The following is a 23,020-nucleotide window of genomic DNA, read 5'->3' as shown; positions in this document are numbered from 1 at the left end:
TTACCTCATGTTTCTTAGATTTTCTTTTAGGAGGGATTGGTAATGCCGTGAGACATGAACCTCCTTGTGCGTCTGATAAAAGGAAATGGTGCCTGTTCCTGAAAAGGACTTGTCCACTGAGTAAATCTGACGGATGTTTGCGATCGTTGACTTGGACACTCGACTAAAATAGCGAGGTAAGATGGACTCCAACTCATAAAGTTTGAGACGAACTTCATAGGCTTCCTTCTGGTTATGAGCATAAATCTTGCTCCCTTCTGTTTCAAAGAAGAGAATTTCTGACAGGTCTAGATAATATTCACCTGTCCCCTTGTAAAAAGTCAACCTCGGAGCCTTTGACTCTTGCAAAAGTCGTTGCAAATCTGCAATTTCATCTGTCAAAGTGGGGGTCTTGATGACAATTTCAGTCTCATCTAAATTGCCGTCAATCTCAATTCGTAACTTCATCACATCTCCTTTCTGACTCTACTATATCAAAGCTAAGTTAGGAATACAAGGGCAAAAAAGCAAGTGGTCAATTTGAAGCAGTAAGTGGTTGTAAGACTAGCTTGACTTACATATCAGAATAGGAAGAAAAGGAAGCCCCACACCATACCACAAGCATAGCCAGCGATGACATCCTTGGGATAATGAACACCCCCTAAAACCCTCACCAAGCCCAGCAAAGCTGAAAAGAGCAAGCATGCTAAGCCAACAGGTAGACTAGCATGCAGACAGGCCATGGAGATGATAGTTGCCGAAAAGACATGGCGACTGGGCATTGACTGTCCCGAGCTATCTTTTTCAAGCAGAGGACTGATGTCCCAAGTTTCATAAGGTCGCGGGTGGTTGATTTTCTTACGAAACAGAGACAAAATCACAAAACCTGATGCAGGAATAAGCACATAAACCCCAACTTGCTGACCCAGTCCCAGTTTCAGATAAGTGGTGACTAGCAAGATCAGATAGACCAAGGGCATGGCGACTGTCATCAAGCGATTAAAACTGCGTAACAGAAATAGAAGGGTGGGATGGCTGGTGAGCCTGGAGCTGATATTTCGATACCATTCTTGATAATTTTTCATTAAATTTCTCATTCATTACCTTGTTTTCGTCTACAGGTGAGACGTTTGTCTTCTAGTATAGAGCAGAAAAAGAAGGCCGTCAAGCCTTCTTTTGATTTATTCTTCTGCTTGGTCTTCTGTGAATTGGCTGTTGTAGAGATCCGCATAGAAGCCAGCTTGGCCCATCAATTCCTCATGGTTGCCTTGTTCGATGATATTGCCATCTTTCATGACAAGAATCAAATCTGCATTACGAATAGTTGACAAGCGGTGGGCGATGACAAAGGAAGTTCGACCCTCCATCAAACGGTCCATGGCTTTTTGAATCAACTCCTCTGTACGTGTGTCGACTGAGGATGTCGCTTCATCCAAAATCAAGAGCGGTGCATCTTTGAGAAGGGCACGAGCAATGGTCAAGAGCTGTTTTTGTCCAACAGACAAGGTTACGGTGTCATCCAAAATAGTATCGTAGCCATCTGGCAAAGTCATGATAAAGTGGTGGATTCCCACAGCCTTGCTGGCTTCCATCATTCGTTCATCACTGATGTCTGTCTGATTATAGATCAGGTTCTCTCGAATGGTTCCTTCAAAGAGCCAAGTGTCCTGCAAGACCATTGAAAAGGCATCATGTACTTCTGAGCGTTTCATGTCCTTAGTATCCACACCATCGATGCGGATACTTCCCTTATCTAGCTCATAGAACTTCATCAAAAGATTGACAATGGTTGTCTTCCCAGCCCCAGTCGGTCCAACGATAGCAACCTTCTGACCTGCATGAGCTGTCGCAGAAAAGTCATGGATGATGGTGCGCTCTGGTGTATAGCCAAAGGACACGTGATCAAAGACTACTTCCCCTTTCATATGGGCCAATTGTCTTTCCTTATGAGATTCATCTTGCATCTCTGCTTCAGACAAAAATTCTAATACACGAGTCATGGCTGCACTCGCTTGTTGCAAGCTCGTAATCCCTTGGGCAATCTGTGACAGAGGTTGAGAGAAGGTCCGTACGTAAACCATAAAGGCTACAATAATCCCTATAGTGATATGCCCTTCTAACGCCAGCGCGGCCCCAACGATGATGACTAAGACATAACTAAAGTTCCCAACAAAGAACATGGCTGGCATCATGATACCAGAGATAAACTGAGATTTCCAGATACTATCATGCAAGTCCTGGTTTAAACCTGCAAATCTCGCTTTGGAGGTGTCCACTGCGTTGTAGCTGGTCACTACATTATGGCCAGAGTACATCTCTTCCACATAACCATTGACGGCCGCTAGATTATTTTGTTGGGCTTTAAAATAACCCTGTGACTTGGCCATGATTACGGAAACCGCCGCAAAACCAACAAGGGTTGATACAACGGTTACCAATGCCAAAATCCAGTTCATCCCAAACATGGTCACCAAGACAGCAATCAACAAGAAACTAGCTGAAAGAACTGTCCCTAGACTTTGGTTGAGAGATTGCGCTGCTGTATCCACATCATTGGTCACGCGCGAAAGGGTATCTCCTTGTGAATGACGGTCAAAATAGCCAAGTGGCAAACGATTGATTTTTTCAGCGATTGCTGTCCGCAAGCGTTTTGAAAAATGCTGAATGCTCGTTGAAAAGATATAGGCCTGTGTATAATTAAGGATAGTTCCAAATACATACAGAACAACCAAAAATCCAGCAATGTTTGACACAGCTACCAAGTCGATTTCTGCAGCCAAACCATCTGAAATCAAATTTGTAATTTCCTTAATCTTAGTTGGACCATAAACGGTAATGATACTTGAAATGACTGCAGCCACAACTGCTATTAGGAGAGGGAGTTGGAGGCCTGCCATATAAGGTTTGCACTGTTTCCAGACTGAAACTTTTTTATTTTCCATGTTCCAATTCCTCCTTCGATAGTTGTGAGTAGGCAATTTCTTGGTAGACTTCGTTGGTTGCAAGAAGTTCCTTGTGGGTGCCTTGTCCCACGACTTTACCTTGATCCAAAACTAAGATCAGGTCGGCGTCCATAATGGTAGAAATCCGTTGCGCTACGATGAGCTTGGTCATGGATTTTGTTTTCTCAGCTAGCTCTTGGCGAAGGACACGATCTGTCTTGTAGTCCAAGGCTGAGAAAGAGTCATCAAAGATGAGAAACTCTGGTTTACGAGCCAAGGCACGCGCAATGGCCAAACGCTGTCTTTGACCTCCTGAGAAGTTGGTTCCACCTTGGGCTACTTCTGATGCAAGACCTGCTTCCTTGTCCTCGATAAATGCTTTAGACTGGGCCAATTCAAGGGCTTGCCACATAGCAGTCTCACTTAGAGGACTTTCTTGACTCTTACCAAAGTCTAGATTGCCCTTGACATCTCCTGAGAAGAGGACTGCTTTTTGTGGAATATAGCCGACCTTATTGCGCAAATCTTCCAAATTGTAATCTTGTACATTGACACCATCCACTAGGATTTGTCCATCTGAAACGTCGTAAAAACGTGGTAAGAGGTTGACAAGCGTAGACTTACCTGATCCAGTCGATCCGATGAAGGCTACGGTTTGACCCGCTTCTGCTTTGAAAGTGACATGTTCCACGACTGCTTCAGAGTTTTTTGAGTAGCGGAAAGTCACATCACGGAATTCCACTTGTCCTTGAACTGAAGGATCCGCTGTCTGTGCATGACTAGGATTTTCAATAGAAGAATGCAGATCCAATACTTGATTGATACGTCCTGCCGAAACCAAGGTACGAGGAAGAACGATAAAGAGTGCTCCCATGAGAAGGAAGCCCATCACGACCTGCATAGCATAGGACATGAAGACCACCATATCACTAAAGAGTGGCAGACGTTCTGCCAAACTTGCGTCGTTGATGATATAGGCACCAATCCAGTAAATGGCTAAACTCAATCCACTGGAAATCGCCATCATAATCGGGTTCATAATCGCCATCAATCGATTGACAAAGAGATTGAGACGTGTTACCTCATCGTTGGCTGCTTCAAATTTCTTATCTTGATAATCTTCCGCATTGTATGCACGAACAACTCGAATCCCAGTCAAACTTTCACGAGTGATGCTATTGAGTTTATCTGTCAATTTTTGGATGACAGATTGTTTTGGAAAGGCCAGAGTCATGAGAACAGTGGTCATTAAAACATTGACAATAACAGCCACAACGACTGCCCAGAGCCAGTATTCCGATTTCCCAAGGATTTTTCCAATGGCCCAGATAGCCATAATTGGCCCACGAGTAACCACTTGCAAGCCCATGGTAAAGAGCATCTGAACCTGTGTGATATCATTAGTCGTCCGAGTCAAAAGACTTGGGATTGAAAAACGTTTGATCTCTGTCTGCGAGAAATCTAGAACACGATTAAAAATATCGCTTCGTAAATGAGTTGTGTAAGACGCTGCAACGCGAGCAGCAAAGAAACCAACCATAACAGATGAAAAGAAAGCCAATAAAGACAAACCAATCATCTTCGCAGCTGGTGACCAGAGTTCACCCAACTGCGTTCCAGACATTCCCAGTAATTCTGTAATTTGCGAAATGTAAGTCGGCACCTCTAACTCGAGATAGACCGAGAAACAAGTAAACAGAATCGTAAGGACGATCATTCCCCACTCTTTTCCTGTAATACGTTTAGCGAGTTTCTTCATTCTCTCCTCCTATCTTCTCAACATTTTCTTGCAATTGCCCGAGTACCTTTTCAAAGATTGCCAAGTCTGACTTTGAAACACCCTCTAGCAGACTCTGATCGATCCGATCAAAAAATGCCTTAACTTTTTGCATCTGCGAACGCGATTTCTCCGTCAGGCGAACAAATTTTGCCCGCTTATCACTCGGGCTCGCCTCTAGCTCAACCAAACCATTTTGCACCATGCGCTTGACTAGATTACTCGCCACAGATTTAGTAATATTGAGTTCCTGTTCGATATCCTTAATCAAGACCAGTTCCTCTTTTTGTTCACAATGATCTAAAAAACGCAGAACCTGCCCTTGCGGTCCACCCATAAATTCAATGCCACATCGCTTAGCTTCTTTCTGTACCATCAGATGAACCTGGTGTCCAAAACGTTTGAACATTAACATCGGCTTGTCCATGATTGCTCCTTTCTTACGATAAATATAGTTCTCACAAGAACTATATAAGTTTCCATGAGAACTATTTTATCATTTTCAGAAAAGATGTCAAGAAAAAAGTTTCCTAGAGAACTATTTTAGTTTAAATTGACATTAGGCAATATTTTTTCTATAATAAGCACTAACTACTGTGGATAGAAATCCATTCACTCGATGAAGGGAGAAAACGTTCAAATGAAACCAGAAGAACAAAGAGTTTTAGGAATCTTGGCAACCATTTTTGGAGCCATCGCACTTTTAGGGTCCTGGATTCCATTTATTAACTATCTATCATTTTTCATCGCCATCGTCGCATTTATCTTGGGGATTATCGGCCTTATCGTCAACCTCAAAAAACGGAAAACAATGGCCATTATTGGAACAGCTCTGTCAATTGCTTCTATTGTACTTTTCTTTACGACCCAGGTACTGTACGCTAATGTCTACAAAGAGTTTGTCAGGGAGTTTAACCGTTCCTACAGCGAGGCGAGTGCCTCAATGGAACGCGAAGAAGAAAGCGACTTGACAGATGATAGCGCCTATTCCATCCCAGAGGAGGAAGAAGACGATAACTTCACCTGGACCCAAGAACAGTTCGACGCCTTAATCGAAGGTGACCTTGACAACAAAGGAAAAGGTGGTACCAACTACAAGGATATTATCAAAAAACACGGACTACCAGACTCCGAGTTTGACTCCACTATCGGAGGGTACGATACGAGAAAAATCACCTATATCTCCATTGGAGACAAGATCAAGACTGTTACCTTAACTTTTGCAAAACAGGACAATGGACAGCTCTTGCTCGTTCAAAAACATGCAGTCGGTCTAGGTTTAGAAAAAAGCAAGCAACAAAACGACTCTGAAACCAGAGTTTAAGTTCAAATATCAAAAAAAACGAACAGCTAGTAAAACTGTTCGTTTTTCAATTAGAAACCATCTACGTTCGTATAAATCTTTTGTACGTCTTCGTCGTCTTCAAGAACGCTGTAAAGTTTTTCAAAGGTTTCAAGGTCTTCGCCTGACAATTCCACTTCTGACTGAGGAATCATTTCCAATTCAGTCACTTGGAATTCTTCAATCCCAGACTCACGAAGGGCAACGATAGCCTTGTGAAGGTCTGTTGGAGCTGTGTAAACAGTGATTGTTCCTTCTTCTGCTTCTACATCGTCCACATCCACATCTGCTTCTAGCAATTGCTCAAAGACTGCATCAGCGTCCTCACCTGCAAATACGATCACACCCTTGTTATCAAAGAGGTATGAAACCGAACCTGAAGCACCCATGTTTCCGCCGTTTTTACCAAAGGCTGCACGGACATTAGCCGCTGTACGGTTGACGTTAGAAGTCAAAGTATCAACGATCAGCATAGAACCATTTGGTCCAAAACCTTCGTAACGTCCTTCTGTAAAGGTTTCGTCTGTGTTTCCTTTGGCTTTATCAATCGCTTTATCGATAACGTGTTTTGGCACTTGGGCTTGTTTCGCACGGTCAATAACGAATTTCAAAGCAGTGTTTGATTCTGGGTCTGGATCCCCTTTTTTAGCTGCTACATAGATTTCTACACCAAATTTTGCATATACTTTAGAGTTAGCTCCATCTTTAGCCGTTTTCTTGGCTACGATATTGGCCCATTTACGTCCCATTAGGAATCTCCTTTTTTCACATTTTAATCTTTCTTATTATAACACAAGTTTTTTCGATTTTCACTAGAGGAAATGGATTTTATTCAGCAAATCCAGCTAGGATTGTCCTTTTGTTGCCAAGATTGCCTTGCCTTCTTTTATCAGGGGATGGCGGAAAAGTGAAAAGTACAGTTGGGTAGTCATGGCAACCCAGATAAGGGGTTCGCAGAGAATAACTCCCCTATACCCTGCCCAAGGGATAATCAAGACCACAAAAACGATCTTCCCGATTAGTTCTATAAAGCTGGAAACTAGAGGAAGGACTTTCTGCCCCAATCCCTGCAAGCAATTGCGATAAATCAGCAAAAGGCTCAAAATCGGATAAAAGACTGAACTGATTTGCAGGTAGAGGCTACCATTTTCTACCAAGTATCCATCCGTCGAACTGGCCAAGAAGGAAACCAAGCTAGGACTGGCAAAAAAGAGGAAAATACAAATAAAACCTGCCCAGGACATGCTCAGGCGACTGCCAATTCGAAGACCTTGAACAATGCGGTCTGGTCGCTTGGCCCCGAGATTTTGAGAGGCAAAGGTCGTCATAGCAGAAGAAATAGCCGTCATCGGAAGGAGAGCAAAAGCCATAATGCGTCGAGCTGCTGTTTGGGCACTAATAATCACAGCTCCAAAAGTATTGACCGAAGATTGTAAAATCACACTACCGATAGACACAATGGAACTCATCAAACCCATAGCCAAACCTTGCTCTAAAAGATCCGCGTACAAGGCCTTGTCCCATTTAAAATGCTTGAGTTGAGGAAGCAGTTCTGGAACACTCTTACGGATATAATAAAAGCAGAGAACAGCTGATAAGCCTTGCGAGATGATGGTAGCAAGCCCCGCAGATTGAACTCCCAGATGCAGTTGCGTAATGAAATAGAGATCCAGAACCACATTGACCAAGGCAGAAAAAATCAGAAATCCAAGAGCTGCTAGACTGTCTCCAATGGACCGCAACAAACCTGCAAAGAGATTATAGGCAAAGCTGACGCCTACACAGGTCACAATCATAGAAATATATTGATAGGACTGAGGAAGGATTTCTGCAGGAGTATCTAAATATTGCAAGAGTGGATACAGACCGACAAATCCCATCAGCATGACCACAATGCTCAAAAGAGCACCTAAAATCCAGGTAGCTGCTACTGCTTCCTTGATCTTTGTAAAATTCCGAGCCCCATAATAGCGGGCAATGACGATCCCCATGCCATTGCCAACACCAAGCGTAAAGCCTATAATCAAGTCAAAAATGGCAGTTGTCGCCCCTACTGCTGCCAAGGAATCTTGACCAAGAAATCGTCCAACAATCAAGACGTCAGCTGTATTATAGAGCTGTTGGAAAATATTTGACAGCAAGATTGGAAAGGCAAAGCTTAACAGCGCAGGAAGAATAGGACCATGTATCAAGTCCACGGATCGTTTCTTATTCATAAAGCTATTATATCAGCTTTCTAAAGGAGCGACAAGGCTCTATCACTAAGTTTGCAATCAATTGCTTACAGAGAGACAATTTGCTATAATCAAGAAAAGGAGGTCATTTATGAATTTGACCAGTCAATTAATAACCGATGCATTTCCCGATCTGGATAAGGTTGAAAAGCTAAACAAGGAAGCTTTCCCCAAGGAAGAACGAGTCCCTCTATCCGAGTTCTTGCGCTATCAGGACCGAGAAGACGCTCACTTTTTTGCCTTTTATAACCAAGAAGAGTTTGTCGGCTTTGCTTTTGCCATCTCCAATCAAAAAGCTTTTTATATCAGCTTTTTTGCCATCATGCCCCACTTGAGAAGCCACGGATATGGAAAAGAAATCATCGAAAAGCTGACTGATTTTTACCAGCGAACCATGTTATTGGAAGTCGAGCGATTGGACGAAGAATGCGATAACTTGGAGCAGAGAAAGGCACGCATGGACTTCTACCGCCAAAATGGTTTCAAAACAGCCAATGCTTTTCTAGAGTACGAAGGTTTGAGTTTTGAAATTCTCTACCGTGGCGACTATTTTGACGAAGAAGCCTATCGCGACATCTTCCAAAAGCTACAGAATGAACATTATTTTGACTTTCATATAGAGTATCGTCGTTTTAGTGACCATTAAACAGGACTTATCCATCCAGTGAAGAACCTCTCTTTTTCGATAGAAGCTACATATAAAAATGCATGTAATCTACGATTACATGCATTTTTTATTTTCAACTGATCAGAATAAACTTTTATTCTCTCTATGGCTTAAGCTTCTGCATTGCCTTCCGGAAGAAGGAAGTAGAGAATAGCATAAGCTAAGATTCCAGAACCACCAAGTAGGGTGAAGATAATCCAAAGTGCACGAACAAGTGTGTGGTCCATGTTAAAGTAGTCACCGATACCAGCACAAACACCAGCAATCTTTTTGTCTTGTACGTTTCGAACAAGGCGTTTTTCCATTATAGTAGTCTCCTTTTTATAGAATGATTTAATTTTTTTGATTAAATACTCTTTTATTACGCTTTTGAAGCTTATGGAGACTTAATATTTAAACATAAAAAGCAGAGAAAGACTTCTCCGCTTTTATTTTTAATCTTCAATTTCGATTTCGAGTCCGTCGCCTAGGTCAAGTGTTACTTCTTGGTTAGGTGCTAAATCTTCTGCAACAGAGGTAGGAGTTGTTCTTTCTTCATCTTCAATCAAACCATATTGAACACGGACTTGGTGGTCAATGGCATCAAAGATTTCTGGGTGATCCGCCAAGTATTTCTTAGCATTTTCAGATCCTTGTCCGATTTTTTCACCCTTGTAAGAGTACCATGCTCCCGCTTTTTGGATGATATCGAGATCACTTGCAATCTTCAAGAGCTCACCAGTCTTAGAAATTCCTTCTCCGTACATGATTTCAACAAAGGCTTCCTTAAATGGTGGAGCTACCTTGTTTTTCACGACCTTGATCTTGGTTTCCTTACCGACATTGGTATCTTTTTGATCACCAGTTCCCTTGATTTGTGTGCTTCCACGAACATCCAAACGGACTGAAGCGTAGAATTTCAAAGCACGTCCACCAGGTGTTGTTTCTGGATTTCCAAACATGACTCCAACTTTTTCACGCAATTGGTTGATAAAGATGGCAATTGTTTTGGTTTTATTGATAGAAGCACCAAGTTTACGCATGGCCTGGCTCATCATACGAGCTTGCAAACCAACGTGACTATCTCCAATATCCCCATCAATTTCCGCACGAGGTACAAGGGCCGCAACCGAGTCGATAACGACAAGGTCAACTGCACCTGAGTCAATCAATTTTCCAGCAATTTCAAGACCTTGCTCTCCTGAGTCTGGTTGTGACAAGAGCAATTCGTCAATGTTCACACCAAGGGCTGCAGCATAGGCTGGGTCAAGAGCATGTTCCGCATCGATAAAGGCTGCAATACCACCTTCTTTCTGTGCTTGCGCAACAGCGTGAAGGGCAACCGTTGTCTTACCAGATGATTCTGGTCCATAGATTTCGATGATACGTCCTTTAGGATAACCACCTGAACCAAGAGCAATGTCCAGAGCCAATGAGCCTGAGCTCATCACTTGAACTTTTTGCTCCGCGCGCTCACCCAAGCGCATGATTGAGCCTTTACCAAAGTCTTTTTCGATCAATTTAAGAGCATCGTTCAATGCTTTTTCACGGTCTGCTCCAAATTTTTTCCCAATTTCATCTAATTTTTTTGTTGGTTTTTTCGCCATTTTGTTCTCCTATATTCTACTGGTCCTTAGACCTATCTTTCATTATACCAAAATTTAGTCACTTAATAAAGCCTTGCGAACTAGGTTAAAGGCATGCATGACCGCAATATATCGGACATCTGCTCGACTCCGTCCTGCGATATTAGCCTTGATCACCTCTGTCCCTTTGGCATGTGCCAGTCCAATAAAAACTGTACCAGCTGGATGACCCTCTAGGCTATCTGGCCCAGCTACACCTGTCAGACTGACTCCATAATCAGACTGAGTCTTGATCCGTGCCTGCTCTGCCATTTTTCGAGCCGTAAACTCAGAAACAACCCCGTGTTCTTTTAGCTCTTGCTCGGAAATATCCAACATCTTGGACTTTTCTTCTAGGCTGTAAGTGACAAAACCGCCATTAAAGATTGCTGAAACGCCCGAAAAGTCTGCTAATGTCGCTTGAAAGAGACCTGCCGTCAAGCTTTCTGCCGCAGTAATGCTTTTCTGTCTCTTCTTTAGCTCTTCTACAACGACACTTGCGAGGCTGGTTTCTTCCCCATATCCGTAACAGATGTCTCGTAAAGAAATTCCCTCGAAAGTTTGGCGACTCAAGATTTGATTTTCTAAGATATCCAGCGCTTGATCAGCCTTTTCTTGACTAACTGCTTTTGTAGACAAGCGCAAGGTCACTTCTCCTGTTTTGGCATACGGCGCCAAAGTCGGATCGGTTTGATGGTCAATCAAATCCGCCAAAATGGTCACCAACTGACTCTCCCCAATTCCAAAGAAACGGAGCACACGTGAGTATAACTTGGTACCAGTCATTAACTTAGGTAAGAGTTGATTTAAGACCATAGGTTTCAATTCACTAGGTGGTCCCGGGAGGACCACGTAGGTCACGCCATCCACTTCCGACACCCCTCCTACTGCTAAACCTGTCTCATTTGGCAGTGGAGTCGCCCCTTCTACAATTTGGGCTTGGCGCTCATTATTCGGTGTCCGAGCATAGTCAGGTCTATGAGCAAAGAAAATATCCAGTTTCTCTTGCGCTTGAGGGTCAAACACTAGATCTTTTCCTAAAAATTTTGCCAGGGTTTGTTTGGTCAAATCATCCTCAGTTGGTCCCAAGCCCCCTGTCAAAATCACAAGATTACTACGTTGGCTCGCAATCTCCAGCAAGGACAAAAGACGAGCTTCATTATCTCCAACAGCAGTTTGGAAATAGACATCTACCCCGATTTCGGCTAGTTTCTCTGATAAAAACTGAGCATTGGTATTGACAATCTGCCCTGTTAAAATTTCTGTTCCGACAGCAATAATTTCTGCTTTCATGTTTCCTCCTACTTATCTATTCGAATTTTTTTGAAAAAATCGCAGGAAATTTCCCACGATTTGATTCTTTTCTTATTCTGCTTCTTCGTTTGAAGCGTTCGTACTGGTTGAAGGAGCTGTCCGACCAAAGGCTGTTTCGTACAGTACCGCATTGGTTTCCAATTCTGTCACTGGCTCTTTACCTAGCGAACTACGCAAGAGATTTTGCATCTCGAGCATATGTTCTGAAGTGACAATCTGATAAGAAATTCCCTGTAGCTCAGCATCTTCCCCACGCAATTGATGCGTTTCGATATTCTTGAAAGAATCTTGATAGCCGAGCAATTGTGGAATGCTTTTAGCTGACAAGTCCACATTGGTCTGCATGTTATCACTCAAAGCTTTGAGGATACCTTGATAATGGCTCACACTGTTTAGGCTCAAAACCTTCTCAACGATTTTTTGAATGACTTCACGTTGACGTTTTTGACGACCATAGTCTCCTTCTGGGTCTTGGTAACGCATCCGTGAATACACCAGAGCTTCCTCACCATTCAAGGTTTGTTCTCCAACACCGATGGAAATCTTATTAAACTCCTCTTGGTCAGCAATCGAAATTGGGAAACCAAGTGTATTGTTGACGGTGATCCCACCAACTGCATCCACCAATTGTTGAAGCCCCTGCATGTTAACCATCACATAGCGGTCAATGTGGATATTCATCATCTTTTGAATAGTAGAAATTGCAAGTTCTGCACCACCATTAGCATAGGCCGCATTGAGTTTGGCTTCCTGAACTTGACCGTTTCCAGTCTCAATCTTGGTCAAAATATCCCGTTCCAAACTCATCATTGTGGTTTTCTTTGTTTTGGGATTAACCGTCAGGAGAATCATGGAATCACTATTTCCCGCCCACGGGTCTGTACGTTCCACATTTCCCGTATCTACCCCCATCAAGAGGATAGTCAGAGGCTCCGTCGCTTCGATAACATTGGTTTCTTCCCCGATTTTTTTGTAAGTCTTTTTACTTAGGGTTTCTGTTCCCTGTTGGTAGATGGTATAGCCATAAACCGCTACACCTAAAACTGTTACTGCTAGGAAACCTAGCACCATTCCAATTAATTTTTTAATCATCTCGTTATTCATTTATCAGCTTGCCCATAAGACAAACATCTAAAAATATCCCTTCTGCTAAATAGGCTCCTCTTTCTTGTAAGCCTTCTGTGATGAATCCCATTTTTGAATAGAGGTGGATCGCAGCCTCGTTTCGTTTTTGTACACTGAGTTGCAAACGGCACAAGACACCACTGGATTTAGCCCACTCGATGCCTTCTTCTAGAAGTATAGTCGCCAAGCCTTGGTTCCAGAATTTCTTTCGAACTGCTAGAAAAACATCACCGATATGTCGAACTCTTAAATGTTGGTCTGCTGTGATATTTAAGACTCCTGCAATCTCATCATTCAGTAAGGCGAGGAGAGTAATTTGATTCTCTGATGCAGCTTGTTTTTCGATAAAAAGAGCCATTTCAGAAGCTGTCATCATGATACCATTTTCATCCAAGCTAGTAAAATCTGTCTCTTGACCGACACAATCTAAAAATGCAATTAAGGCTGTAGCATCTGAAATCTCTGCCTCACGAATACACAACTCATACTCCATCTTGAAGCTCCTTGATGAGTTGTTCAGCCCGAGAGCCATGAGCTGTAAAATGAAGACAACGACCCTCAGCTTCTTTCAAAATTTCCAACTCCAAGTAAGAATCTGGTAAATCTTCACCCAAAAGATGCCCCCACTCAATAACAGTCACACCACCACCGAAGAGAAACTCATCCAAGTCAATAGAATCAGCATCACCTTCGATACGGTAGACATCCAAGTGGTAAAGTGGCAAACGCCCTTCGTACTCTCTGACAATGGTATAGGTTGGACTTTTAATCATTTGACGGATATCCAAGCCCTTAGCAAGGCCCTTTGTAAAGGTTGTTTTACCCGCACCCAACTCTCCAGTCAAGATCAGAACATCGTCTTTTTGAAGCAAATGACCTAATCTTTCTCCGAGAGCTAGAAGCTCTTCTTCATTTTTTGTGTGCATGCTACTATTATACCAAAAAGTTTTCTTTTGTGTGAATTTTCTTTATGGACTTACTATAACAATTTTGAAAAATTCTCCTCTACTTAAAAGAATACAACTATTGAAAAAACAAACAGGATATCCCGAATCAGGTGTCCATAAAAGGAGATTTCCCTTTGGATACATTTGGGAAAAAGGAAACGTGCGCATAGAAAACCAACACTGATATAAAGAAGAATCGAGGAAATCACTAAGGGATTCCTCAAGAAAACTATCGTAGCTAGAACGGAAATGACGACTGTTTTCTTTTTGTTTAGGTAATTTTCTATATCGCGAAAAATTTTATCAAAAGGTAAGAAAATCAATAGATCTACTCCTAGCAAGAAAAAGAAGGAGGGTAAAAAGAGGTCAACCAATTCCTGCTGCAATTTGCTAGTGGTCTGGATGCTTTCTGAGAGAACCAGACAGGTTGCCAGAAGATTGACTACTAAAAGGAGGCAATAAACCAGACTCACTTTCTTTTGAACATGTAAAATACTATGTCTAGACTGGTCTGCTGTATGGAAATAATTTATCCCAGCACATAGAACAGAAATTCCTACTATCAAAATCAAAAAATAAGCATTGGTCTGTTTTAAAGATAAAAAGGATTCTTTCCATAATAGACAACTAGAAAAACTAATCTGGATGACTGCAATCAGTAACAATAGGCGAATTGATTTTACCATTTCTTTTCCCTCCCTATATGGGATTATACCTTGTGAGGAGTTTGAAATGATTGTTTCCGCCTCAAGTGTCCATTTTTTGTGCTCAACTGACCAAAAAACAGCTCTGTTGTGTACAGAACTGTTCTTTTACCAGTTTAATCCTTAAACCAGAGAGCAATTTCACGTTTTGCAGAAGCTTCCGAATCGGAGCCGTGAACTACATTTTGAATGGCTTGATTGTCTCCTGCAGCCTTGGCAAAATCTCCTCGGATAGTTCCTGGCAGAGCTTCTTCTGGACGAGTAGCCCCCATCATGGTCCGCCAAGTTTCAATTACTTTCGGACCTGATAGAATGCCCACCACTACTGGTCCTGAAGTCATAAACTGACGGATAGGAGGATAAAAACTTTTTTCAACCAAGTCTTGATAGTGTTGGTCAATCAAAGCTTCTGAAACTGTTGAGCGTAGCTCTAATTTTTCGAGTTTGAAACCTCGTTGTTCCATTCTTTGCAGAATTGCGCCAACCATCCCTCTTTTCACACCATCTGGCTTAATGATAAAGAATGTTTGTTCCATATGAACACCTCCTTGGCATTTTAGTTCTTCTATTCTACCATACTTTATGAAAAAGTGGGAAAATTTTCTGAAATAAAACAAAGAGAACCCAAAGGTTCTCTTGTTTGCTTTTATTCTACTGTTTCTTCAACTTGGATTTCCACAGTTTCATCTACTGGAGCGTTTTCTGCCTCTTCTTGTTCTGGAGCCAGATATTCTGCTTCATTGATGGCTTGTGGTTCAAGGTTACGGTAGCGAGCCATACCAGTACCAGCTGGGATGATCTTACCGATGATAACATTTTCCTTGAGTCCAAGGAGATGATCTTTCTTACCACGGATGGCCGCATCTGTAAGGACACGAGTTGTTTCCTGGAAGGAAGCCGCTGACAAGAAACTATTTGTTTCAAGTGAGGCTTTGGTGATTCCCATAAGAACTGGGCGACCAGTCGCTGGAACTCCACCTGCGATAAGAACATCCTTGTTGGCATCAGTAAAGTCGTTGATATCCATGAGAGTACCCATAAGAAGGTCTGTGTCACCTGGATCCATGACACGAACTTTACGGATCATTTGACGAACCATTACCTCGATGTGTTTGTCACCGATTTCTACCCCTTGGCTACGGTAAACTTTTTGTACTTCACCAAGAAGGTAGGTTTCAACTGATAAGACATCACGAACAGCAAGGAGACGTTTTGGTTGGATAGAACCTTCTGTCAATGCTGCACCGCGAGAGACTTGGTCTCCAACTTCGACACGCATACGTGCTGTAAATGGAACCACGTACTCACCTTCGCCAGTTTCACCCTTAACAAAGACTTTCTTGGTACGAGTTGACGCGTCTTCTTCGATAGCTGTAACTTGTCCTTTGACCTCTGTGATGACCGCTTCCCCTTTAGGATTGCGGGCTTCAAAGATTTCTTGGACACGAGGAAGACCCTGAGTGATATCGGTATTTGAGGCAACCCCACCCGTGTGGAAGGTACGCATTGTAAGCTGTGTACCAGGTTCCCCGATAGATTGGGCAGCGATTGTACCAACTGCTTCACCAACTTCAACTGCATCACCAGTCGCCAAGTTGATACCGTAACAGTGACGGCAGACACCATGACGAGTGTTACATGTAAATACGGAACGGATAGTCACTTCTTCCACACCAGCATCGACAATTTCACGCGCCTTGTCTTCTGTAATCAACTCATTTGGACCGATGATCACTGCACCAGTTTCTGGATGTTTAACAGTTTTCTTAGTGTAACGACCGTTGAGGCGTTCTTCGAGAGACTCGATCATCTCTTTTCCTTCTGCGATAGAACGGATCAAGAGACCACGGTCTGTTCCACAGTCGTCCTCACGGATGATAACGTCTTGGGCAACGTCAACCAAACGACGAGTCAAGTAACCTGAGTCGGCTGTCTTAAGGGCCGTATCGGTCATACCTTTACGGGCACCGTGAGTTGAGAAGAACATTTCGAGTACTGACAAACCTTCGCGGAAGTTTGAAAGGATTGGCAATTCCATGATACGTCCGTTCGGAGCGGCCATCAGACCACGCATACCGGCAAGCTGTGAGAAGTTTGAGATGTTACCACGGGCTCCAGAGTCCATCATCATAACGATTGGGTTCTTAGGATCTTGGTTGGCAACCAAACGTTTCTCTAATTTTTCACGGGCTGCACGCCATTCAGCTGTAACAGCGTTGTAGCGCTCGTCGTCTGTGATCATACCACGACGGAATTGTTTGGTGATTTGTTCTACACGTTTATGTGATTCTTCGATGATTTCAGCCTTGTCTTCAACAACTGGGATATCGGCAATACCCACTGTCAAACCTGCAAGAGTTGAGTGGTGGTATCCGAGGTTCTTCATGCGGTCAAGTAGGGCAGAAGTTTCTGTCGTACGGAAACGTTTGAAGATTTCAGCGATGATATTCCCAAGATTTTTCTTCTTGAATGGAGGGTTGAGTTCAAGATTGCTGATTGCTTCCTTGATATCTCCACCTAGTGGCAAGAAGTATTTAGCTGGAACACCTTCTGTTAAGTTGGCATTTGTTGGTTCTTGCAAGTAAGGCAGACCCTCTGGCATGATGTCGTTGAAGAGGATTTTACCAACTGTTGTCAGCAAGACCTTGTTTTTTTGCTCTTCAGTCCATGGTTTGTTGAGGCTGTCTGTTGCAATACCAACACGTGAGTGGAGGTGAACATAGCCATTGCGGTAAGCCATAACCGCTTCGTCACGGTCTTTGAAGACCATTCCTTCCCCTTCACGACCAGCTTCTTCCATGGTCAAGTAGTAGTTACCCAAAACCATGTCCTGAGATGGAGTAACAACTGGTTTACCATCTTTCGGGTTCAAGATATGCTCAGCAGCCAACATCAAGATACGAGCTTCTGCTTGAGCTTCTTCTGAAAGCGGTACGTGGATGGCCATTTGGTCCCCGTCAAAGTCGGCATTGTAGGCTTCACAGACAAGCGGGTGCAAACGAAGGGCCTTACCATCGATCAAGACTGGCTCGAAAGCTTGGATACCCAAACGGTGAAGGGTCGGTGCGCGGTTCAAAAGTACTGGGTGTTCTTTGATTACTTCTTCAAGGATATCCCAGATACGTTCGTCTCCACGTTCCACCAAGCGTTTAGCCGCTTTGACGTTCTGCACGATGTCGCGCGCAACGATTTCACGCATCACAAATGGTTTAAAGAGCTCAATCGCCATTTCACGTGGCACACCACATTGGTACATCTTAAGCGTTGGACCAACGGCGATAACGGAACGTCCTGAGAAGTCAACACGTTTTCCGAGCAAGTTTTGACGGAAGCGCCCTTGTTTCCCTTTAAGCATGTGGCTCAATGATTTCAGTGGACGGCTACCTGGTCCTGTGATCGGACGACCACGACGACCGTTGTCAATCAAAGCGTCAACTGCTTCTTGTAGCATACGCTTCTCATTTTGAACGATGATGCCTGGTGCATTCAACTCAAGCAAACGAGCCAAACGGTTGTTACGGTTGATAACACGACGGTAAAGGTCGTTCAAGTCAGATGAAGCAAAACGGCCACCATCCAACTGCAACATTGGACGAAGATCTGGTGGAATAACTGGAAGGATGTTGAGAATCATCCATTCAGGTTTGTTTCCAGACTTGTAAAAGGCATCCAAAACATCCAAACGACGGATGGCTTTGACACGTTTTTGTCCAGTAGCTGTTTTCAACTCTTCTTTGAGTTCGGCAATTTCTTTTTCAAGATCTACTTGTTTCAAGAGGTCTTGGATGGCTTCGGCACCCATCTTGGCAACGAATGATCCATAACCATACTCACGCAAGCGTTCACGGTATTCACGCTCTGTCATGATAGACTTGTGCTCAAGCGGTGTATCCTTCGGATCAATCACCACATAAGCCGCAAAGTAGATCACTTCCTCGAGGGCACGAGGACTCATATCAAGGGTCAAGCCCATACGGCTTGGAATCCCCTTGAAATACCAGATGTGAGATACAGGAGCTTTCAACTCGATGTGCCCCATACGCTCACGACGAACTTTCGTACGCGTCACTTCAACCCCACAGCGGTCACAAACAATCCCTCTATAACGAATGCGTTTGTACTTACCACAAGCACATTCCCAGTCTTTTGTAGGACCAAAGATGACTTCGTCAAAGAGTCCTTCACGTTCTGGTTTCAAGGTACGGTAATTGATTGTTTCAGGTTTTTTGACTTCTCCATAAGACCATGAACGGACTTTGCTTGGAGAAGCTAGGGTGATTTGCATACTTTTAAAACGATTTACATCAACCACTATTTCTTCCCTTTCTATTCTAAGTGAACTGTTTATTCTTGTTCAGCAGCTTCTTCTGTTGCTTCCGCTTTTGTTGCTTTCTCAGCTTCTTCTGCTTCAAAAGCTGCTTTAGCCTCTTGGGCTGCTTTTTCGCGGGCTTTTTCAAGGTCATCTACGTGGATGACATCTTCGTCCATTCCTTCATCCAAGTCGCGAAGTTCCACTTCTTGGTCATCTTCGTCAAGGACACGCATGTCAAGACCAAGGGATTGCAATTCTTTTACAAGAACTCGGAAGGATTCTGGAACACCTGGTTTTGGAATTGGTTTTCCTTTTGTAATAGCTTCATAAGCTTTCAAACGTCCGTTGATATCGTCAGACTTGTAAGTCAAGATTTCTTGGAGAACATTTGACGCACCGTAGGCTTCAAGAGCCCAAACTTCCATCTCACCGAAACGTTGTCCACCAAACTGAGCTTTACCTCCAAGTGGTTGTTGGGTAACGGTTGAGTATGGTCCGACTGAACGCGCGTGCAATTTATCATCAACCATGTGGTGGAGTTTGATCATGTACATGACACCAACTGATACACGGTTGTCAAACGGCTCACCTGTACGTCCATCGTAAAGGATTGTTTTAGCATCGCTATCCATACCTGCTTCTTTAACAGTGTCCCAAAGGTCTTCAGAACTTGCTCCGTCAAAGACTGGTGTTGCGATGTGGATACCAAGAGTACGGGCTGCCATACCAAGGTGGAGCTCCATAACCTGACCGATATTCATACGTGATGGCACCCCAAGTGGGTTCAACATGATATCGACTGGAGTTCCGTCTGGAAGGTAAGGCATGTCTTCTACAGGAACGATACGAGAGACAACCCCTTTGTTTCCGTGACGTCCGGCCATCTTATCTCCGACCTTGATCTTACGTTTTTGAGCGATGTAGACGCGAACCAGCATGTTAACACCTGATTGCAACTCATCTCCATTTGCACGTGTAAAGATCTTAACATCACGAACGACACCATCGGCACCGTGAGGTACACGAAGAGAAGTATCACGCACTTCACGAGACTTGTCTCCGAAGATAGCGTGCAAGAGACGTTCTTCAGCTGAAAGGTCTTTCTCTCCCTTAGGTGTGACTTTACCGACAAGGATGTCCCCTTCTTTAACCTCGGCACCGATACGGATAATACCCATTTCGTCAAGGTCTTTAAGGGCATCTTCACCAACGTTTGGAATTTCACGAGTAATTTCTTCAGGCCCAAGCTTTGTATCGCGCGTTTCTGATTCGTATTCTTCGAGGTGGACAGATGTATAGACATCGTCTTTGACCAAGCGTTCGCTCATGATAACGGCATCCTCGAAGTTGTAACCTTCCCATGTCATGTAAGCAACGATTGGGTTTTGTCCAAGCGCCATTTCCCCTTTTTCCATAGAAGGTCCGTCAGCGATAAAGTCGCCTTTTTCAACGACATCGCCAACTTTAACAAGCGTGCGTTGGTTGTAGGCAGTACCTGAGTTTGAACGACGGAATTTTTGGATGTGGTAAACGTCCAATGAACCATCTTCACGGCGTACTTCTACCTTGTCAGCATCTGCGTATGTAACTTTACCATCATACTGAGCAATAACAGCAGCACCAGAGTCATGAGCTGCTTGGTATTCCATACCAGTACCAACGTAAGGTGCTTTTGGATCAATCAATGGCACAGCCTGACGTTGCATGTTGGCACCCATGAGGGCACGGTTGGAGTCATCGTTTTCCAAGAAAGGAATACATGCTGTCGCAACGGCAACTACCTGTTTTGGTGACACGTCCATGTAGTCAACCACTTCTGCTGGATACTCTTGGTTGACCCCTTGGTGACGTCCCATGACAACTTTCTCAGCAAAAGTACCGTCTTCGTTGAGGCGAGAGTTGGCCTGCGCTACAGTAAATTCATCTTCTTCATCGGCTGTCAACCAAACGATTTCGTTTGTGACTACACCTGTTTCACGGTCAACCTTACGGTATGGAGTTTGAACAAATCCATATTTGTTCAAGTGCCCGTAAGATGACAAGTTATTGATCAAACCGATGTTAGGTCCTTCAGGTGTCTCGATTGGACACATACGACCATAGTGAGTATAGTGTACGTCACGTACTTCATATCCAGCACGGTCACGAGTCAAACCACCAGGTCCCAAGGCTGACAAACGACGTTTGTGAGACAACTCAGAAAGCGGGTTGTGTTGGTCCATGAACTGTGACAACTGTGATGAACCAAAGAATTCTTTAACCGCAGCTGTTACAGGACGGATATTGATAATTTGTTGTGGTGTTAAAACTTCATTGTCCTGAACAGACATGCGTTCACGGACATTACGTTCCATACGAGAAAGTCCAAGACGTACTTGGTTGGCAAGTAATTCACCAACTGCACGGATACGACGGTTTCCAAGGTGGTCGATATCATCCACACGTCCGATACCTTCAGCCAAGTTGAGGAAGTAGCTCATCTCTGCAAGGATATCCGCAGGAGTTACAACACGAACCTTGTCGTCTGGATTAGCATTTCCGATGATGGTTACGACACGGTCTGGGTCCGTTGGAGCAACAACCTTGAATTTTTGAAGCACAACTGGTTCTGTCAGAACAGCTGAATCGTTTGGAATATAAACGATCTTGTTCAAGTCGCCATCCAAGTGGTGCTCGATACTCTCGATCACGCTACGAGTCATAACGGTACCAGCTTCTACCAAGATTTCACCAGTTTCAGGGTCTACCAATGGCTCCGCAATGGTTTGGTTGAGCAAGCGTGTTTTAACGTTGAGTTTTTTATTGATCTTGTAACGACCAACAGCTGCCAAATCGTAGCGGCGTGGGTCAAAGAAACGAGCTACAAGCAAGCTACGTGAGCTTTCAGCAGTCTTAGGCTCACCTGGACGAAGGCGTTCGTAGATTTCTTTCAAGGCTTCGTCTGTACGAGAGTCCATTGGATTCTTGTGGATATCTTTTTCAACAGTATTGCGAACCAATTCGCTGTCACCAAAGATATCAAAGATTTCATCATCACCAGAGAAACCAAGCGCACGAACCAAGGTCGTAAATGGAATCTTACGAGTACGGTCGATACGAGTATGAGCGATGTCTTTTGAGTCGCTTTCAAGTTCCAACCAAGCTCCACGGTTAGGGATAACAGTAGAACCGTAGCCTACTTTACCGTTCTTGTCTACTTTGTCGTTAAAGTAAACACCTGGTGAGCGGACCAACTGAGAAACGATAATACGTTCACCACCATTGATGATGAAAGTACCCATTTCGGTCATGATTGGGAAATCACCAAAGAAGACTTCTTGGGTCTTGATTTCGCCTGTTTCTTTATTAATCAAGCGGAAGGTTACAAAAATTGGTGCTGAGTAGCTAGCATCGTGGATACGAGCTTCTTCTAGCGTGTATTTTGGTTCCTTGATTTCATATCCAACAAATTCCAACTCCATTGTGTCTGTGAAGTTTGAAATTGGCAATACATCTTCAAATACTTCCTTAAGACCGTGATCTAGGAAATCTTTGAATGAATCCGTTTGAATTTCAATCAAATTTGGTAAGTCAAGAACTTCTTTGATTCTTGAAAAACTACGACGGGTACGATGTTTCCCGTATTGAACGTCATGTCCTGCCAAGATGATTCTCCTTTGTAAATAAATTCCAAGCCTTGTCAATCAGGCTTTTCTAATCGTCATATGGTTTTAAAAACCCCTATCACCGTGTCCCTTTGACGAATTTTCAGAATCTTTAAATCTTTGTTACAAGCACTCAAAAACCTGAAAAAAAGCACAAAAAGAGCAGCTAAATCTGACTTTTTCAGAAGATTTAACTGCTGTGAGCCTTGTCTGGACAATATTTCAGACAAAACCTACGACAAATGATTATTCACATTATACCTTATTTAGCTAGATTTTTCAAGGTTTTTTTACTATTTTTTAAACAATCTTTTCCTATATATTATTTTAAAATTTCAAGAGAATGAAGCATTATATTTTCTCTTAAAAGTTAGGAAAACGCTTGCACTAATGTTTACCTCGTGCTATACTGTTAGGGAACAACTACAC

At 43.3% G+C, this 23,020-nt stretch carries 19 protein-coding genes; 2 read left to right on the top strand and 17 right to left on the bottom strand.

All coding sequences use genetic code 11. The features are described from left to right. From HMPREF2655_RS02570 to HMPREF2655_RS02550, 5 genes are all read right to left on the bottom strand, one after another. Positions 1 to 447 carry a LytTR family DNA-binding domain-containing protein gene (locus HMPREF2655_RS02570; RefSeq protein ID WP_049505407.1) on the bottom strand — a complete coding sequence of 149 codons (447 nt, stop codon included), beginning with the start codon at positions 445 to 447 and terminating at the stop codon, positions 1 to 3. A 113-nt stretch (positions 448 to 560) separates the two neighbouring features. Further along, positions 561 to 1,064, bottom strand: a complete 504-nt coding sequence (locus tag HMPREF2655_RS02565; protein WP_070837454.1) for a phosphatase PAP2 family protein — start codon at positions 1,062 to 1,064, stop codon at positions 561 to 563. A gap of 96 nt (positions 1,065 to 1,160) precedes the next feature. After that, a complete protein-coding gene (locus HMPREF2655_RS02560; RefSeq protein WP_070837452.1) occupies positions 1,161 to 2,921 on the bottom strand; it encodes an ABC transporter ATP-binding protein in 1,761 nt (586 codons plus the stop codon). Then, positions 2,911 to 4,680, bottom strand: coding sequence for an ABC transporter ATP-binding protein (locus HMPREF2655_RS02555; RefSeq protein ID WP_000731798.1), 1,770 nt, complete (start codon positions 4,678 to 4,680; stop codon positions 2,911 to 2,913). The genes HMPREF2655_RS02560 and HMPREF2655_RS02555 overlap by 11 nt, the downstream gene beginning before the upstream one ends. Beyond that, positions 4,664 to 5,125: a MarR family winged helix-turn-helix transcriptional regulator gene (locus tag HMPREF2655_RS02550; RefSeq protein ID WP_000360526.1), complete on the bottom strand. Its 462-nt coding sequence runs from the start codon at positions 5,123 to 5,125 to the stop codon at positions 4,664 to 4,666. The genes HMPREF2655_RS02555 and HMPREF2655_RS02550 overlap by 17 nt, the downstream gene beginning before the upstream one ends. Positions 5,126 to 5,317: 192 nt before the next feature. Between HMPREF2655_RS02550 and HMPREF2655_RS02545 the strand changes: the two genes are divergently transcribed. After that, positions 5,318 to 6,022 carry a CD20-like domain-containing protein gene (locus HMPREF2655_RS02545; RefSeq protein ID WP_042899516.1) on the top strand — a complete coding sequence of 235 codons (705 nt, stop codon included), beginning with the start codon at positions 5,318 to 5,320 and terminating at the stop codon, positions 6,020 to 6,022. Between the two features lie 50 nt (positions 6,023 to 6,072). Here the strand turns inward: HMPREF2655_RS02545 and HMPREF2655_RS02540 are convergent, their stop codons facing one another. After that, on the bottom strand, positions 6,073 to 6,789 hold the full coding sequence (locus HMPREF2655_RS02540; protein WP_000532894.1) for a YebC/PmpR family DNA-binding transcriptional regulator: 717 nt from the start codon (positions 6,787 to 6,789) through the stop codon (positions 6,073 to 6,075). Between the two features lie 96 nt (positions 6,790 to 6,885). Beyond that, the gene (locus tag HMPREF2655_RS02535; RefSeq protein ID WP_025171555.1) at positions 6,886 to 8,256 is read right to left on the bottom strand and encodes an MATE family efflux transporter; all 1,371 of its coding nucleotides are present in this window, start codon (positions 8,254 to 8,256) and stop codon (positions 6,886 to 6,888) included. A gap of 109 nt (positions 8,257 to 8,365) precedes the next feature. On the opposite strand from HMPREF2655_RS02535, the gene HMPREF2655_RS02530 reads away from it, so the two are divergent. Continuing rightward, positions 8,366 to 8,920, top strand: a complete 555-nt coding sequence (locus HMPREF2655_RS02530) for a GNAT family N-acetyltransferase (protein WP_001054828.1) — start codon at positions 8,366 to 8,368, stop codon at positions 8,918 to 8,920. Positions 8,921 to 9,051: 131 nt separating this feature from the next. Here the strand turns inward: HMPREF2655_RS02530 and HMPREF2655_RS02525 are convergent, their stop codons facing one another. From HMPREF2655_RS02525 to rpoB, 10 genes are all read right to left on the bottom strand, one after another. Continuing rightward, positions 9,052 to 9,246, bottom strand: coding sequence for a PspC domain-containing protein (locus HMPREF2655_RS02525; RefSeq protein WP_000415527.1), 195 nt, complete (start codon positions 9,244 to 9,246; stop codon positions 9,052 to 9,054). 129 nt (positions 9,247 to 9,375) lie between these two features. Beyond that, the gene (gene recA / locus HMPREF2655_RS02520; protein WP_001085520.1) at positions 9,376 to 10,527 is read right to left on the bottom strand and encodes a recombinase RecA; all 1,152 of its coding nucleotides are present in this window, start codon (positions 10,525 to 10,527) and stop codon (positions 9,376 to 9,378) included. A 54-nt stretch (positions 10,528 to 10,581) separates the two neighbouring features. Beyond that, the gene (locus tag HMPREF2655_RS02515; protein ID WP_070837450.1) at positions 10,582 to 11,838 is read right to left on the bottom strand and encodes a competence/damage-inducible protein A; all 1,257 of its coding nucleotides are present in this window, start codon (positions 11,836 to 11,838) and stop codon (positions 10,582 to 10,584) included. A 72-nt stretch (positions 11,839 to 11,910) separates the two neighbouring features. Then, positions 11,911 to 12,951 carry a glycopolymer--peptidoglycan transferase LytR gene (locus tag HMPREF2655_RS02510; RefSeq protein ID WP_000592175.1) on the bottom strand — a complete coding sequence of 347 codons (1,041 nt, stop codon included), beginning with the start codon at positions 12,949 to 12,951 and terminating at the stop codon, positions 11,911 to 11,913. Positions 12,952 to 12,955: 4 nt separating this feature from the next. Next, positions 12,956 to 13,477: a GNAT family N-acetyltransferase gene (locus tag HMPREF2655_RS02505; protein WP_000455513.1), complete on the bottom strand. Its 522-nt coding sequence runs from the start codon at positions 13,475 to 13,477 to the stop codon at positions 12,956 to 12,958. Further along, positions 13,467 to 13,910, bottom strand: a complete 444-nt coding sequence (gene tsaE, locus HMPREF2655_RS02500; protein WP_000556959.1) for a tRNA (adenosine(37)-N6)-threonylcarbamoyltransferase complex ATPase subunit type 1 TsaE — start codon at positions 13,908 to 13,910, stop codon at positions 13,467 to 13,469. Before tsaE ends, HMPREF2655_RS02505 begins: the two co-directional genes overlap by 11 nt. 83 nt (positions 13,911 to 13,993) lie before the next feature. Beyond that, complete coding sequence (locus tag HMPREF2655_RS02495; protein WP_070837448.1) at positions 13,994 to 14,617, bottom strand: hypothetical protein; 624 nt, start codon at positions 14,615 to 14,617, stop codon at positions 13,994 to 13,996. Positions 14,618 to 14,751: 134 nt separating this feature from the next. Continuing rightward, positions 14,752 to 15,171 (bottom strand): nucleoside-diphosphate kinase, encoded by a 420-nt coding sequence (ndk, locus tag HMPREF2655_RS02490; protein ID WP_070837446.1) that lies wholly within the window; start codon positions 15,169 to 15,171, stop codon positions 14,752 to 14,754. Between the two features lie 110 nt (positions 15,172 to 15,281). Beyond that, entirely contained in the window at positions 15,282 to 18,947 is a 3,666-nt protein-coding gene (rpoC, locus tag HMPREF2655_RS02485; protein WP_070837444.1) for a DNA-directed RNA polymerase subunit beta', read from the bottom strand. 32 nt (positions 18,948 to 18,979) lie between these two features. After that, on the bottom strand, positions 18,980 to 22,591 hold the full coding sequence (gene rpoB, locus HMPREF2655_RS02480; RefSeq protein WP_070837442.1) for a DNA-directed RNA polymerase subunit beta: 3,612 nt from the start codon (positions 22,589 to 22,591) through the stop codon (positions 18,980 to 18,982). Positions 22,592 to 23,020: the final 429 nt, after the last annotated feature.

Source organism: Streptococcus sp. HMSC066F01 (genome assembly GCF_001837335.1).
Classification (GTDB): Bacteria; Bacillota; Bacilli; order Lactobacillales; family Streptococcaceae; genus Streptococcus; species Streptococcus oralis_S.
The sequence above is the reverse complement of the archived record's forward strand: the minus strand, read 5'-3'. Positions and strand labels throughout refer to the sequence as shown.